The following is a 13684-nucleotide window of genomic DNA, read 5'->3' as shown; positions in this document are numbered from 1 at the left end:
CTATCTCGGAAGCCGCTGGCAGCGCGGGCAGAAGTGAGAGCCGCGGTTCATGAAGCTCTCGCGCACGATGGGCGTTCCGCACCGCGGGCAGGGCTTGCCCTGCTGCCCGTAGGCGTTGAGCGAGTGCGCGAAATAGCCGGCTTGGCCGTTGACGTTGACGTACTGCGCATCGAAGCTGGTTCCGCCCTCGGCGAGGGCTTTCGCGAGCACGAGCCGGACCTCGGCGAGCAGCCTGCGGACGGCCTGCGTCGACAGACGATCGGCCGGCGTCTCGGGGTGTATCCGCGCTGCCCACAGCGACTCGTCTGCGTAGATGTTGCCGATCCCGCTCACGACACCCTGATCGAGGAGAACACGCTTGATCGCACTCCCCCGTCGCCCCAGAGCTGCTCGAAAGCCACGGTCGTCGAATGCCGGATCCAGGGGGTCACGAGCGATGTGCGCCACCTGAGTCGGGATCCGCGATCCGCCGTCGTCGATCAGCGCGTCGACGGCGAGGGATCCGAAGGTGCGCTGATCGGCGAAGACGATCGCGAGCTCGCCGTGCCGGGGATGCTCGATTCCGATCCGCACCCGCTCATGTCGTTCGGCCCCCGCGTCGGGCGCGCGCAATAGCATCTGACCGCTCATTCCGAGATGCCCGATCAGCGCAGAATCCTCGTCATCGAGCGGCAGCCACAGGAACTTCCCGCGGCGCGATGCGTCGGTGAACATGCGTCCCTCGAGGCGAGCGACGAAGTCAGCGGCACCGGCCACGTGACGAGTGAGGGCGCGCTCATCGAACACGCTCACCGCGGTGATGGTCGATCCGATCACGGCCGGTGCGAGGCCTGCGCGGACGACCTCGACCTCGGGAAGTTCAGGCACGCTCGCTGAGGGTACGCCACACGCTGAGGGCTGCTGCCATCTCGGCGGTCTTCTTGCTGCTGCCGGCACCCGTCATGCTCACGTCGCCCACGCTGACCGTGGCCAGGAAACGACGGTCGTGGTCTGGTCCGCTCGCCTCGACCGAGTAGCGAGGCGGGGTGGCGCCGAGCCGGGCGGCGAGCTCCTGCAGGCTGGTCTTCGGATCCATGGCCGCACCGTAGCGCTCCGGGTCAGCCAGCAGGGGCTCCGTCAGTCGGAGCACCAGTTCCGTGGCAGCGTCAGGACCTGCCGAGAGGTAGGTCGCGCCGATGACGGCTTCCATGGTGTCGGCCAGGATGGAGTCCTTGTCCCGACCGCCGGTCTGCTCCTCGCCGCGGCCGAGCAGCAGATGGCTGCCGAGGTCGATGCCCCGAGCCACCTCGGCGAGGGCGACGGTCGACACGACGCTGGCTCGTCGCTTCGCCAGCTCGCCCTCGTCGAGATCAGGATGCGTGGTGAAGAGCATGACGGTCACCGCCTGCCCGAGCACCGAGTCACCGAGGAACTCGAGCCGCTCGTTGTGCGGGATGCCGCCGTGCTCGTACGCGTAGGAGCGGTGGGTGAGGGCCAACTCCAGAAGCTCCGCGTCGATATCGACGCGGAGCTTTTCTGGGAGAGGTCTCGTCCCCCCGGGGACCTCCGTCACGGTACGCGACTCAGACGTCGGCGACCTTGCGGCCCTTGTACTCCAGGAAGAGCTCGGTGCCCTGCGAGTCGGTGACGACCTTGGCCTGGTGAGGACGGCTGTAGACGACCTGGCCGTTCTCGATGGTCTTGACGAGCGCGACGGGCGCCGCCTTCCACTGCGCGCGACGCGAGCGGGTGTTCGAACGGGATACCTTGCGCTTCGGGGGGTTACCAGCCATGACTAGCTCTCTTCTTTCTCGGCGGCACGAGATTCTTCCGTGCCGTCTTGGTCTGTGATGTTCTGGAGCGCACTCCACCGAGGATCGATGGGAGCGGCCTGCTCCGTTCCGGTGCTCACGGTCAGTCGTTCACCCGTTTTCGGGTCGAGACCCGGGCAATCCGGCTGACACACCGGCTGAAAAGGAAGTGCCAGTACGGCCGCATCCCTGACGAGAGTTTCAAGATCCACGTGGTCGTCTTGAACCTCGAAGTCAGTTTCTTCCTCACCAGGATACGCGAAAAGCTCCTGGAACTCGACTTCGACGGGCCGAGTGATGTCCATCAGGCATCTTCCGCACACGCCGGCGTACTCGGCCTCGGCGATTCCCGACACGAGGATGCCCTCGTGCACCGACTCGAGGCGGACATCGAGATCGAGCTCGGAGCCGGCCTCGTACGACACGATCCCCTCACCCCATGACTCGGCGAGGGCGACGGTGAACTCGTGTTCCCGCATCTCCCCCGGACGCCGGACGATGTCACGGACGGGGAGCACAAAAGGGCCGTTCATTCGAGAGCGCACACTCCCATGCTACCGGCCGCTGCACGCTGTCGTCCTGAATCCGCGTCCAGGCGAGAGGTTCAGATCCCTCGGGATCCCGTGTCCAGGAATGCAGCGACCGCGGGCGGAACGAAGGGACTCACATCGCCACCGAGAGACGCGACCTGGCGGACGAGGGAACTCGAGACCATGGCGTGCGAGGGGTCGGGAAGGAGGAAAACCGTCTCGATGCCGGCGAGGTGTCTGTTGACGATCGCCATCGGTGACTCATACGCGACATCGATCTGCGAGCGGATGCCCTTCACGAGCACTCCCGCGTTGACGTCACGGGCGTAGTCGACCAAGAGCCCCATGCTCCACGAACCGATCACGATCTCGCCCTGCATGCCGTCGTCGGCGATCGACCTCTCCAGCAACGAGAGCCGCTGCGCGATGGGGAGCATCGCCTCTTTGCCCGGATTGTGCACGACCAGCACGTGCAGCTCGTCGTAGAGGGCCGCGGCGCGCCGGATCACATCGAGGTGACCCAGGGTAGGCGGATCGAAGGAACCCGGGACGACGGCGATCCGGCTGCTCATGGTTCCAGCCTAGGGCACGCCGGTTCCCCGTCAGTTCTTCGCCAGCGCCGCCCGATCCTCGTCGCTCACCCGACGCCCGATGGCCTCGCGGAGACCCGGGTGATCAGCCAGCTGCGGGTCGGCGGCGAGGATACCTTCCGCGACCTCGCGTGCACGGGTGATCAGCCCTGCGTCCTTCACCACCCTGAGCAGCTTCAGAGAGGAGCGAACGCCCGCCTGCGCGGCGCCCAGCACGTCGCCTTCGCCGCGCAGCTCGAGATCGACCTCCGCCAGGGCGAACCCGTCGAGAGTCGCCGCCACCGCGTCGACGCGCTCACGGGCCAGCGTGCCCGCCTCGGCCTCGGTCACGAGCAGGCAGAGCCCTGGCACGCCGCCTCGACCGACCCGGCCGCGGAGCTGATGCAGTTGAGAGACCCCGAACCGGTCCGCGTCGAGGACGATCATCGTCGACGCGTTCGGCACGTCGACGCCCACCTCGATCACGGTCGTGGCCAGGAGCAGATCGATGTCACCGCGTGCGAACGACTGCATCACGGCATCCTTCTCATCCGCTGGCATACGACCGTGGAGCACGGCACGCCGCAGTCCGCCCAGTGTCGGATGGGTCGCCAACGCCTCATCGAGCTGCACCACGCCCCAGCGCGGCCCTGACGCTCCCTCCGGAGCGAGTGCCTGCTGCTCCCCCGCCTCTGTCGTCTTCTTGGCCGTGTCGATCGCGGCGCACACCGCGAAGACCTGCCGTCCCTGGGCGATCTCCTCGGCGGCGCGCTCCCACACACGGTTGAACCACCCCGGGTGTTCTGCGAGCGGGGCGACGAAGGACTCGATGCCGGCACGCCCGGCTGGCATGGTGCGGATCACGGAGGTGTCGAGATCGCCGAAGACGGTCATCGCGACCGTTCTCGGGATCGGAGTCGCGGTCAGCACCAGCGCGTGCGGACTCGATCCCTTCGCGCGCAGCGCCTCGCGCTGCTCGACGCCGAACCGATGCTGTTCGTCGACGGCGACCAGACCGAGATCGGCGAAGGTGGTCTTCTCGCCCAGCAGCGCATGAGTACCCACGACGATCAGTGCCTGACCCGAGGCGACCCGCAGGGCTGCCTTGCGGCGATCGGCCGCCGGCATCTGACCGGTCAGGAGTGTCGGCATCAACAGCGGCGCGAGATCGGGACCGAGCATCTTGGTGATCGAGCGAAGGTGCTGCCCCGCGAGCACCTCCGTCGGCGCGATCAAGGCGGCCTGGCCGCCGCTCTCCGCCACCTGCAGCATCGCCCGCAGAGCGACCAGGGTCTTGCCGGAGCCTACTTCTCCCTGGACCAGACGGTTCATGGGCCAGGCGCCCACGAGGTCCGCGGCGATCTGTCGTCCCACCGTCTCCTGGTCGGCGGTGAGCGTGTACGGGAGGCTTGCATCGAAACGTTCGAGCAACCCGCCGGGCATCGAGGGGCGAGACGTGGCGGCCAGCGCCCGGATCGCGTCGCGCTGCTGCAGGAGCGCCGTCTGCAGGGTGAGGGCCTCATGCATTCGCAGCGTCCGCACGGCCGGATCGATGTCGTTCCGTGTCCGCGGTCGATGCACGAGCTCCAGCGCCTCGCGCGCGGTGAGCAGTTCTTCGCGCTCCCTGATCTCCGCGGTCAGGGGATCGGGCGCGTCTGCCAGGTCGTCGAGAACCCGACCGACGAGTCGGGCGATCTGCCATGTCTGGATCGCGGACGTGGCGGGGTAGATGGGGATCGGCACGGTGGCGCGCGCGTCGGCGCTGCGACGGGCGGCGTCCTCATCATCGAACAGCTCGTACTCGGGGTGGGCGAACTGCGTCACGCCGTTGAACTCCCCGACCTTGCCGGAGAACACACCGCGACGACCGACTGCCAGATCCTTCGAGCGCCACTCCGCCGCGCCGACGTTCTTCGCGAAGAACGTGAGAGACATGCGTCCGATGCCGTCGCCGATCACGACGTCGACCATCGCACCGGGACGGTTCCGCATCCGTCGGAAGCTCGAGGAGAGCACCTCGGCCACGATGGTGACTGTCTCGCCGAGCGGGAGGTCACGGATGGGCGTCAGCTCTCCCGGATCGGCGTAGCGGCGAGGGTAGTGGGACAGGAGGTCGCCGACGCTCTTCATGCCGAAGGCCCGACCGAGCGTCTTGGACGACGCCGCACCGATGGCGTCCTCCAACGAGGAATCGAGCGTGAGCGACATGCTCCGAGTCTAGGGAACACGACGGACACGGCAGGCACTCGAGCTGTCGTATCGTGAACGGGTGACGAGGATCATCGCAGGCAGCGCCAGAGGGGCCCGGCTCGAGGTTCCGGGCTCGGGAACCCGACCCACGAGCGACCGTGTACGCGAATCGCTGTTCGGCGCGCTGGAGTCCCTGAGCGCCATCGCCGGCGCACGGGTTCTCGACCTGTACGCCGGTTCGGGCGCCCTCGGACTCGAGTCGCTCAGCCGTGGAGCAGCGAGCGTCGAGTTCGTGGAACGCGGCCGCCAGGCCGCAGCCATCGTCCGACGCAACGCGGAAGTCGTCGCGAAGGCGGGGAGCCTCCCGCTCGGGCGCGTTCACGAGAGCACGGCGCATGCCTTCCTGCATCGCGCCGTCGGACCCTACGACCTCGTGTTCAGCGATCCGCCCTACGACCTCGACGACGCGGCCATGACGGCCGACCTCGTCGCTCTCGCACCGCTGCTGTCCTCGGACGCCGTGGTGGTGGTGGAACGAGCTCGTCGGTCCACGCCTCCGGACTTCGGCGCCGCGAACCTGGAGCAGTTCCGCGAGAAGTCGTACGGCGACACCACCCTGTGGTGGGCCGAGCCGGCGACGGAGGACGAGGACCCTGGCCCCGTGGGTCAGCCCGCGGCCGAGTCCCAGTCCCGATAGGGATCCCAACCGCTGAGGTCGACCGGCTGCTCATCGCACAGCAGGTCCTCATCGCCGGCGGCGCGCACCCTGCCGATGGCTCGGAACGCCGGCGGCAGGAGCCCCTCGGGAAAGGTGGCGAGCAGCGCGTGATCCTCTCCCCCGGCGAGAGCTCGCGCCGGATCGGTGCCGAGGAGCGCACTGTCGAGGGCGATCGATACGCCGGACGCGGCAGCCATCCGTCGCGCATCGAGTGCCAGCCCGTCGGAGATGTCCATCATGGCGGTCGCGCCGGCCGTCGCCGCCACCGCGCCGAGACCGATCGGCGGCGACGGGCGCAACTGTGCGTTCACGGCTTCGCGCTCGCCCGCAGCGAGAGCGGCAGGATCGACGGGCACCGGCACCTCCCCGTCCCGGAACCTCCCGAACAGAACGGCGAGACCGCGTGCCGCATGACCGAGCTCCCCGGCGACGGCGACCACGTCACCGGGACGTGCGCCGCTCCGCGACACCGCTGCGCGTCCCTCCAGGTCACCCAGGGCCGTGACGGCGACGGTCAACGTGTCGGAGACCGTGAGATCGCCGCCGACGACCGCGCAGCCCGGCGCGAGCGCGGCACAGGCATCCCGGAAGCCATCGGCGAGTCGCTCGACGAAGGAGAGCCGCATTTCACGCGGCACCGCGAGTGCGACCAGGAGCGCCGTCGGGCGCGCGCCCATGGCAGCGACGTCCGCGAGATTCACCGCCGCGGACTTCCAGCCGAGGTCGTATCCGCTGGACCAGGCGAGGCGAAAGTCGGGGCCGTGCACCAGTGTGTCGGTCGTCGCCACCACGGAGCCCGACGGGGTCGCTATCACTGCGGCGTCATCGCCCGGCCCGATGAGCGCGTGCGAGGCCGCCGGCGTGCGTGACAGTATCGCGCGGAGAATGCGCCCTTCGCGCACATCTCCCAGGCGTGGATCGTCGGCGTCGGGTCGGGAGGGCATGCTGTCAAAGGTAGCCTGGAAGCATGCCCCGTTCCCGTCGCCTCGCTGCCCTCGCCGGAGCAGCGGCACTCAGCGCTGTGCTCGCCGGCTGTACGACCACCGTGCATCTCGAGCCCGCAGCGGATGCGAACAACCCCGCATGCGCGAACGTGTCTGTACTGCTCCCGGAGAGCGTCGGCGGTCTCGATCGCGTCTTCACCGATGCGCAGGCGACGGGTGCGTGGGGAGACCCCACGGTCGTTCTGCGCTGCGGCGTAGAACCCCCTGCTCCGTCCGCGCTGGTGTGCACGACCATCGGCGGAGTCGACTGGCTTGTCCTCGAGCAGGAGGAGGAGCGTCAGCGCCTCGTCACGTTCGGGCGCGACCCTGCGGTGGAGGTCACGATCAAGCGCGGCGAGCAGATCGACTTCCAGACCATCGTCGACAAGATCTCGGCCAGCATCCAGTCGGGGCTTCAGCCTGCCACCGGGCAGTGCACGGATCGCGTCGAGTTCCCCGCAGGCTGAGCCCCCGGGGAACCGGACGCTCAGCGGCGAAGGCCGGCTTCGACGAGCTCGGTGATGAGATCGCCGTAGCTCAGACCCGACGCGACCCAGCACTTGGGGAACATCGAGATGGGCGTGAACCCCGGCATCGTGTTGAGCTCGTTCACCACGAGTTCGCCGGAGGGTGTCAGGAACATGTCGACACGCGCGAGCCCGCGCCCGTCCACCGCCTCGAAGGCCTGGACGCCGATCTCCTGGATGGCGGTGCGCTCCGCCTCAGTGAGGTCCGCAGGACACACGACGTCCACACCGTCCCCACCGAGGTACTTGCCCTCGAAGTCGTAGAAACCCCGCGACGTCAGCACGATCTCCCCGGGGAGCGATGCACGGACGCCGTCGACGCCCTCGAGCACGGCGACCTCGATCTCGCGTCCGCTCACGCCGGTCTCGATCAGCACCTTGTCGTCCTCGGCGAACGCCACGGCCAGCGCCGCATCGAGCTCGTCGGCATTCTCGACCTTGGAGACGCCGACACTCGAGCCCGCCCGCGCGGGCTTCACGAACACAGGAAGACCGAGGCCTGCGGCCCGCGTGCGCACGTCGGAGGCGTCACGGTCCCAGTCCTTTCGCCGCACCGTCACCCAGGGCGCGACCGGGATCCCGGCCGCCTCCAGGGCGATCTTCATGAAGTGCTTGTCCATGCACAGTGCGGAATCGAGCACGCCACCACCGGCGTAGGGAACCTCGAGCGTGTCGAAGTATCCCTGGATCGTTCCGTCCTCGCCGTGCGGTCCGTGCAGGATCGGGAGCACGACATCGATCTCACCGAGGCCCGCGACGGAGCCGTCGGTCTGCACCACACGGAGTGTGCGATCGCCTCCCGGCTCGGGCCACAGGACACGCGTGCCGTTGTCGACGACCTCCGGGAGGTGCTCCGCGTCCAGGGGGAACTTCGCCGGGTCGTCGTCCTCGAGCACGAAAGCGCCCTCGCGAGTGATCCCGACGGGGATCACGTCGTATCGGTCGCGATCAATCGCCCCCAGAACGCCCCCCGCCGTTGCGGAACTGATCGAATGCTCGCTGGAGCGCCCGCCGAAGAGCACCACCACCGTCTGCTTGTCCATGGTTGGTCCTCTCACCCTGCGGGGTGTCGTCGTCCGTCGTCAGGTGGGGTGCGATGTCCCGCGGATCCATCTTGCCGTCGAGCACCATCTTCACCTGCTCGACGATGGGCATGTCGATCTCCGCCTCGCGCGCCAGCTGGAGGATCGGCGCGACGGACGCGAGCCCCTCTGCGGTCTGCTGCATCTGCTTCACCACGTCCTGGAAGCTGTATCCCTGTCCGAGCAGACGCCCGGCGGTGTTGTTGCGACTCAACGGGGACTGGCATGTGGCGATGAGATCGCCGAGACCCGCGAGACCCTGGAGAGTCTCCGGATGCGCGCCGTTCGCCACGGCGAAGTCGGTCATCTCCACCAGTCCGCGGGTGATGATCGACGCCTTGGTGTTCTCGCCATAGCCCACGCCGTCGACGATCCCGATCGCGACCGCGATCAGGTTCTTCAGGACGCCGCCGAACTCGGTCCCGATCACGTCGGTGTTCACGAAGGTGCGGAAGTAGCTGTTCCGTGCTGCGCGTGCGACGATCTCCGCCGTCTCCTGGCTCCGCGAGGAGATGACGGCTGCGGTCGGCTGCTCACGGGCGATCTCGAGCGCGAGGTTCGGCCCGGACGCCACGGCCACGCGATCGGGGTCGCAGCGCAGCTCCTGCTGGATGACCTGACTCATCCGCAGCCCGGTGCCGCGCTCGACACCCTTCATGAGGCTGATGATCTTCGTGTCGCTGTCGGCGATCAGCGGCCGCAGCGCCTTCAGGTTCTCCCGCAACGACTGGCTCGGCACGGAAAGGTAGACCTGGTCGACGCCGTCGAGCGCGGTCGCGAGCTCATGCGTCGCAGCCATGGTGCGTGGAAGGTTGATCCCTGGCAGGTAGCGGGAGTTCCGCTTGCCCTCGTTGATCTCCTGCGCGAGCTCGGCTCGGCGCGCCCACATCGTCACCTGCGCGCCGCCGTCGGCGAGGATCTTCCCGAAGGTCGTGCCCCAGCTGCCCGCGCCGATCACGGCGACTCGTGGACCGACCGGCGCGGTTCTCTTAGGAGTCAAGGCGTCCCGTCTCCTTCTGGCCGTAGGTTGCGGGATTCCAACGTTCGGCCGGTGCCTTCTCGTCGCGGATCTCCTCGAGGAGCGCCGTGATCGCGTTCATGAGCCGAGTGGTCGCTTCGTTGAGGGCTGCCGGCTCCCCGGCGCGCCCTCGCAGATCGGACACGTCGACCGGGTCGCCGATGAGCACCGTCACGGGCTTGCGCAGCGGCCAGAGGCTCAGACCCTTCTGGTAGCGCCCCATGATCTCCTGCGTGCCCCACTGTGCCATCGGGATCAGCGGGATGCCGTCGGCGAGTGCCAGTCGCACCGCGCCCGACTTGCCGCGCATCGGCCACAGGTCGGGATCCCGCGTCAGCGTGCCTTCCGGATAGACGATCACGCCGCGGCCGTGCTCCACGAGCTCTTCCGACTGCTTCATCGTCTGACGCGCGGACGCCGCAGAAGACGTCCGGGCGACGGGGATCATGCCCGTGCGGTGCAGGAACCAGCCGAGAACGGGAACCTTGAACAAGCTCTCCTTGGCCATGAACCGCGGCGCACGACCGGCACGCCACACGGCGACCGCGACGATCAGCGGATCGAACTCCGAGTAGTGGTTGGGCGCCAGGATGTAGGAACCCTGCTGCGGCAGCTTCTCGGCCCCGCGGATCCGGATCTTCGCGATCAGCGACACCGGGGGGATGACGAGCGCCGCGAGCGGCCAGAAGATGCTCGGACGCTTCGTCTCCGATGAACGGGACGTCACGGCGGTCACCGGATGACGTCGAAGTCGGCGCCGAGCGCGTCGAGCTTGGCGAGGAACTTCTCATACCCCCGGCTCAGGATGTCGACACCCGACACCTTCGATTCGCCCGTGGCCGTCAGGGCTGCGATCACGTGGCTGTATCCCCCGCGAAGGTCGGGGACCACGATGTCAGCACCGTGCAGCGGTGTGGGGCCGGTGATGACGGCGGCCTGTTCGAGGTCGCGACGCGGCACGCGGCGCGGTCCGTCCTGCAGACCCCGGGGGTGCACGACGATGTCGGCACCCATCTTCACGAGCGCGTCGGTGAAGCCCATGCGGTTCTCATACACCGTCTCGTGCACGACCGAGCGACCGTGCGCCTGGGTCAGTGCGACCACGAGCGGCTGCTGCCAGTCGGTCATGAAGCCGGGGTGCACATCCGTCTCGATCACGACCGGCTTGATGTCGCCGTCGCGACGGAACAGGATGCCGTCCTCCTGGATGTCGAACCAGCCGCCAGCCTTGCGGAAGATGTTGAGGAAGGTCAGCATCTCCTGCTGCTTGGCGCCGCCGACGAAGATCTCACCGTCGGTGGCCAGCGCTGCGGAGGCCCACGATGCGGCTTCGTTGCGGTCGAAGATCGAGCGGTGGTCGTAGCCGCGGAGCTTCTCCACGCCTTCGATCACGATGACCCGGTTCGGCTCGTAGGAGATGATCGCGCCCATCTTCTGCAGCACCGCGATCAGGTCCATGATCTCGGGCTCGATGGCCGCGTTGCGCAGCTCGGTGACGCCTTCGGCGCGGACCGCGGTCAGCAGCACCTGCTCGGTCGCGCCGACGCTCGGGTACGGGAGGTGGATGTTCGCGCCGTGCAGGCGGGTGCCCCCGGTCGAGAGGCGGATGCCGCTGGGGAGCTTCTCGACGATGGCGCCGAACTTGCGCAGTGCGTCCAGGTGGAAGTCGATCGGACGGTCGCCGATGCGGCAGCCGCCGAGGTCGGGGATGAACGCCTGGCCGAGACGGTGCAGCAGCGGGCCGCAGAACAGGATCGGGATGCGCGATGCCCCCGCGTGCGCGTCGATCTCCTCGAAGTGCGCGGACTCGACATCGCTCGGGTCGAACACGAGCGAACCGGGCTCATCGCCCTCTGAGACGCGGACGCCGTGTACTTCGAGCAACGACCGCACGACGGCCACATCGCTGATCGCCGGCACATCGCGCAGGGTGCTCACGGTCTCGCCGAGGAGCGAGGCGACCATGGCCTTGGTGGCCAGGTTCTTCGCGCCCTTGACGTCGACGCGTCCCCGGAGCGGGCGTCCGCCGCGAATGGCGAGGACGTCTCCGGTGAGTGCAGGGACTCCGTCCGGAAGAGCGTCGCGCACAGGTGTCGTCATTCGGAGCCTCACTTCATCTACGGATCTCGGGGGCGGGTTGCCCCTGGCTCCCCCGCCCCCACCGTCTACTGAACGGGAAGGGTTCGGGGCCGCCACGACTCGCGACGGGCCTCGAACTGCGCGATCTTGTCTTCGTTGCGCAGCGTGAGCCCGATGTCATCGAGCCCTTCGAGGAGCCGCCATCTAGTGTAATCGTCGATCCCGACCTCGGCCTGGACGTCACCGATCGACGCGGTGCGCGCCTCGAGGTCGACGGTCATCTGCGCACCGGGATTCCGGTCGATCTCGGCCCAGAACCGCTCGAGATCCTCTTCCGAGATCGTCGCGGCGAGCAGGCCCTGCTTGCCCGCATTGCCGCGGAAGATGTCGGCGAAACGCGGGCTGAGCACGACCTTGAAGCCGAAGTCGCGCAACGCCCACACGGCGTGCTCACGGCTGGAACCGGTGCCGAAATCAGGACCGGCGACGAGCACGGAGGCACCCTGGAAAGACGGCTGGTTGAGCACGAACTCGGGGTCCTGGCGCCAACCGTGGAACAGCGCGTCTTCGAAGCCGGTCTTCGTGACGCGCTTCAGGAACACCGCAGGGATGATCTGGTCGGTGTCGACGTTCGAACGCTTCAGCGGAGCGGCGATGCCGGTGTGGGTGGTGAACTTCTCCATGGGTCAGAACCCTTCCGTCAGGTCGCTCGGGCTGGACAGGGTGCCGCGGATCGCCGTCGCAGCGGCGACGAGGGGCGACACGAGGTGAGTGCGCCCTCCCTTGCCCTGACGACCCTCGAAGTTGCGGTTCGATGTCGATGCGCAGCGCTCCCCCGGGGCCAGCTGATCGGGGTTCATGCCCAGGCACATCGAACAGCCGGCGAAGCGCCACTCCGCACCGAAGTCCTTGATCACCTTGTCCAGGCCCTCGGCCTCGGCCTCCAGGCGCACTCTGGCGGATCCGGGCACCACCATGACGCGGACGCCATCGGCCTTCTTCTTGCCCTGGATGATCGATGCGAACGCGCGCAGATCCTCGATGCGACTGTTGGTGCACGAGCCCATGAAGACCGCGTCGACCGGCACCTCCTTGAGAGGAGTACCCGGAGTCAGATCCATGTACTCCAGGGCACGCTCGGCGGCCGCGCGCTCGTTCGGGTCGGCGATCTCGGCGGGATTCGGAACCGCGGCGGAGAGCGAGCTGCCCTGTCCGGGGTTGGTACCCCACGTCACGAAGGGCTCCAGCTCGTCGGCGTCGATGAAGACCTCCGCGTCGAACGTCGCCCCGTCGTCGGTCGGGAGCGTGCGCCAGTAAGCGACGGCATCGTCCCAGTCCTGGCCCTTCGGGGCGTGCGGGCGGCCCTCGAGGTAGGCGAAGGTCGTCTCGTCCGGCGCCACCATCCCGGCGCGGGCACCGGCCTCGATCGACATGTTGCAGATCGTCATGCGACCCTCCATGGAGAGCGCTCGGATCGCACTGCCGCGGTACTCCAGGACGTAGCCCTGACCTCCTCCGGTCCCGATCTTCGCGATCACGGCCAGGATGATGTCCTTCGCCGTGACGCCGGCACGCAGAGTGCCCTCGACGTTGATGGCCATCGTCTTGAAGGGCTTGAGCGGAAGCGTCTGGGTCGCCATGACGTGCTCGACCTCGCTGGTGCCGATGCCGAACGCCATCGCACCGAACGCGCCGTGGGTGGACGTGTGCGAGTCACCGCAGACCACGGTGATCCCGGGCATCGTCAATCCGAGCTGAGGACCGACGACGTGCACGATCCCCTGCTCCGCATCGCCGAGCGAGTGCAGACGCACACCGAACTCGGCAGCGTTGCGTCGGAGCGTCTCGATCTGCGTCCGGCTGGTCAGGTCGGCGATCGGCTTGTCGATCTCCCACGTCGGGGTGTTGTGGTCCTCGGTCGCGATCGTCAGGTCGAGGCGCCGCAGTGGACGCCCCTCGCTGCGCAGGCCGTCGAACGCCTGCGGGCTGGTGACCTCGTGCACGAGGTGGAGGTCGATGTAGATGAGGTCGGGCTCCCCGTCCTCGCCCTTCACGACGAGGTGGTCGTCCCAGACCTTCTCGGCGAGTGTCCTGGGGCGTGCGGAATCCGCACCGGCAGTGGTGGTCATGGCGTGTCTCCTGTGGCTGGCGGTTCGGCCCACGATGGACTCCGCGACGAGGAGGGGCTCAGAACGAGG

15 protein-coding genes are annotated in these 13684 nt (G+C 68.1%); 2 read left to right on the top strand and 13 right to left on the bottom strand.

Annotated elements, in window-relative coordinates; all coding sequences use genetic code 11:
* The 6 genes from mutM to AX744_RS14580 all read right to left on the bottom strand — a co-directional run bounded on the left by mutM (position 1) and on the right by AX744_RS14580 (position 5097).
* Positions 1-867 carry a bifunctional DNA-formamidopyrimidine glycosylase/DNA-(apurinic or apyrimidinic site) lyase gene (mutM, locus tag AX744_RS14605; RefSeq protein ID WP_061017640.1) on the bottom strand — a complete coding sequence of 289 codons (867 nt, stop codon included), beginning with the start codon at positions 865-867 and terminating at the stop codon, positions 1-3.
* A complete protein-coding gene (rnc, locus tag AX744_RS14600) occupies positions 860-1552 on the bottom strand; it encodes a ribonuclease III (protein WP_046748452.1) in 693 nt (230 codons plus the stop codon). The genes mutM and rnc overlap by 8 nt, the downstream gene beginning before the upstream one ends.
* Before the next feature lie 10 nt (positions 1553-1562).
* The gene (gene rpmF, locus AX744_RS14595) at positions 1563-1772 is read right to left on the bottom strand and encodes a 50S ribosomal protein L32 (protein ID WP_017830754.1); all 210 of its coding nucleotides are present in this window, start codon (positions 1770-1772) and stop codon (positions 1563-1565) included.
* A gap of 2 nt (positions 1773-1774) precedes the next feature.
* A complete protein-coding gene (locus AX744_RS14590) occupies positions 1775-2323 on the bottom strand; it encodes a YceD family protein (RefSeq protein WP_046748451.1) in 549 nt (182 codons plus the stop codon).
* A gap of 71 nt (positions 2324-2394) precedes the next feature.
* Positions 2395-2892, bottom strand: coding sequence for a pantetheine-phosphate adenylyltransferase (gene coaD, locus AX744_RS14585; protein ID WP_046748450.1), 498 nt, complete (start codon positions 2890-2892; stop codon positions 2395-2397).
* A gap of 30 nt (positions 2893-2922) precedes the next feature.
* Positions 2923-5097 (bottom strand): ATP-dependent DNA helicase RecG, encoded by a 2175-nt coding sequence (locus AX744_RS14580; protein WP_061017638.1) that lies wholly within the window; start codon positions 5095-5097, stop codon positions 2923-2925.
* Between the two features lie 61 nt (positions 5098-5158).
* Here AX744_RS14580 and rsmD point away from each other — a divergent pair, with 61 nt between their 5' ends.
* Positions 5159-5776 (top strand): 16S rRNA (guanine(966)-N(2))-methyltransferase RsmD, encoded by a 618-nt coding sequence (rsmD, locus tag AX744_RS14575; RefSeq protein WP_058630593.1) that lies wholly within the window; start codon positions 5159-5161, stop codon positions 5774-5776.
* On the opposite strand, the gene thiL is transcribed toward rsmD, so the two are convergent.
* Entirely contained in the window at positions 5746-6741 is a 996-nt protein-coding gene (thiL, locus tag AX744_RS14570) for a thiamine-phosphate kinase (protein ID WP_061017636.1), read from the bottom strand. The two genes, rsmD and thiL, sit on opposite strands and share 31 nt — an antisense overlap.
* 23 nt (positions 6742-6764) lie before the next feature.
* Between thiL and AX744_RS14565 the strand changes: the two genes are divergently transcribed.
* Positions 6765-7247, top strand: coding sequence for a DUF3515 domain-containing protein (locus tag AX744_RS14565; protein WP_061017634.1), 483 nt, complete (start codon positions 6765-6767; stop codon positions 7245-7247).
* 20 nt (positions 7248-7267) lie between these two features.
* Here AX744_RS14565 and AX744_RS14560 read toward each other — a convergent pair whose 3' ends face one another.
* The 6 genes from AX744_RS14560 to leuC form a co-directional block, all read right to left on the bottom strand.
* Positions 7268-8350, bottom strand: coding sequence for a D-alanine--D-alanine ligase family protein (locus AX744_RS14560; protein ID WP_046748445.1), 1083 nt, complete (start codon positions 8348-8350; stop codon positions 7268-7270).
* Positions 8256-9389: an NAD(P)H-dependent glycerol-3-phosphate dehydrogenase gene (locus AX744_RS14555; protein ID WP_046748444.1), complete on the bottom strand. Its 1134-nt coding sequence runs from the start codon at positions 9387-9389 to the stop codon at positions 8256-8258. Before AX744_RS14555 ends, AX744_RS14560 begins: the two co-directional genes overlap by 95 nt.
* Positions 9379-10143 carry a lysophospholipid acyltransferase family protein gene (locus tag AX744_RS14550; protein ID WP_061017631.1) on the bottom strand — a complete coding sequence of 255 codons (765 nt, stop codon included), beginning with the start codon at positions 10141-10143 and terminating at the stop codon, positions 9379-9381. Before AX744_RS14550 ends, AX744_RS14555 begins: the two co-directional genes overlap by 11 nt.
* Positions 10140-11507 (bottom strand): UDP-N-acetylglucosamine 1-carboxyvinyltransferase, encoded by a 1368-nt coding sequence (murA, locus tag AX744_RS14545; protein WP_061017630.1) that lies wholly within the window; start codon positions 11505-11507, stop codon positions 10140-10142. Before murA ends, AX744_RS14550 begins: the two co-directional genes overlap by 4 nt.
* A 65-nt stretch (positions 11508-11572) precedes the next feature.
* Positions 11573-12169, bottom strand: coding sequence for a 3-isopropylmalate dehydratase small subunit (gene leuD, locus AX744_RS14540; RefSeq protein WP_058630588.1), 597 nt, complete (start codon positions 12167-12169; stop codon positions 11573-11575).
* 3 nt (positions 12170-12172) lie between these two features.
* Positions 12173-13615, bottom strand: a complete 1443-nt coding sequence (gene leuC, locus AX744_RS14535; RefSeq protein WP_061017628.1) for a 3-isopropylmalate dehydratase large subunit — start codon at positions 13613-13615, stop codon at positions 12173-12175.
* Positions 13616-13684 lie beyond the last annotated feature (69 nt).

The organism is Microbacterium sp. CCH5-D1, assembly GCF_001557335.1.
Classification (GTDB): Bacteria; Actinomycetota; Actinomycetes; order Actinomycetales; family Microbacteriaceae; genus Microbacterium; species Microbacterium oxydans.
Note: the sequence above shows the minus strand (reverse complement) of the source record. Positions and strands in the feature narration are given on the sequence as shown.

Bases quoted from the DNA above. Each gene is read 5' to 3' on its own strand.
- leuD (WP_058630588.1), bottom strand. From the start codon at position 12,169: ATGGAGAAGTTCACCACCCACACCGGCATCGCCGCTCCGCTGAAGCGT.
- leuC (WP_061017628.1), bottom strand. From the start codon at position 13,615: ATGACCACCACTGCCGGTGCGGATTCCGCACGCCCCAGGACACTCGCC.
- murA (WP_061017630.1), bottom strand. From the start codon at position 11,507: ATGACGACACCTGTGCGCGACGCTCTTCCGGACGGAGTCCCTGCACTC.
- coaD (WP_046748450.1), bottom strand. From the start codon at position 2,892: ATGAGCAGCCGGATCGCCGTCGTCCCGGGTTCCTTCGATCCGCCTACC.
- AX744_RS14565 (WP_061017634.1), top strand. From the start codon at position 6,765: ATGCCCCGTTCCCGTCGCCTCGCTGCCCTCGCCGGAGCAGCGGCACTC.
- AX744_RS14580 (WP_061017638.1), bottom strand. From the start codon at position 5,097: ATGTCGCTCACGCTCGATTCCTCGTTGGAGGACGCCATCGGTGCGGCG.
- AX744_RS14560 (WP_046748445.1), bottom strand. From the start codon at position 8,350: ATGGACAAGCAGACGGTGGTGGTGCTCTTCGGCGGGCGCTCCAGCGAG.
- AX744_RS14590 (WP_046748451.1), bottom strand. From the start codon at position 2,323: ATGAACGGCCCTTTTGTGCTCCCCGTCCGTGACATCGTCCGGCGTCCG.
- thiL (WP_061017636.1), bottom strand. From the start codon at position 6,741: ATGCCCTCCCGACCCGACGCCGACGATCCACGCCTGGGAGATGTGCGC.
- rpmF (WP_017830754.1), bottom strand. From the start codon at position 1,772: ATGGCTGGTAACCCCCCGAAGCGCAAGGTATCCCGTTCGAACACCCGC.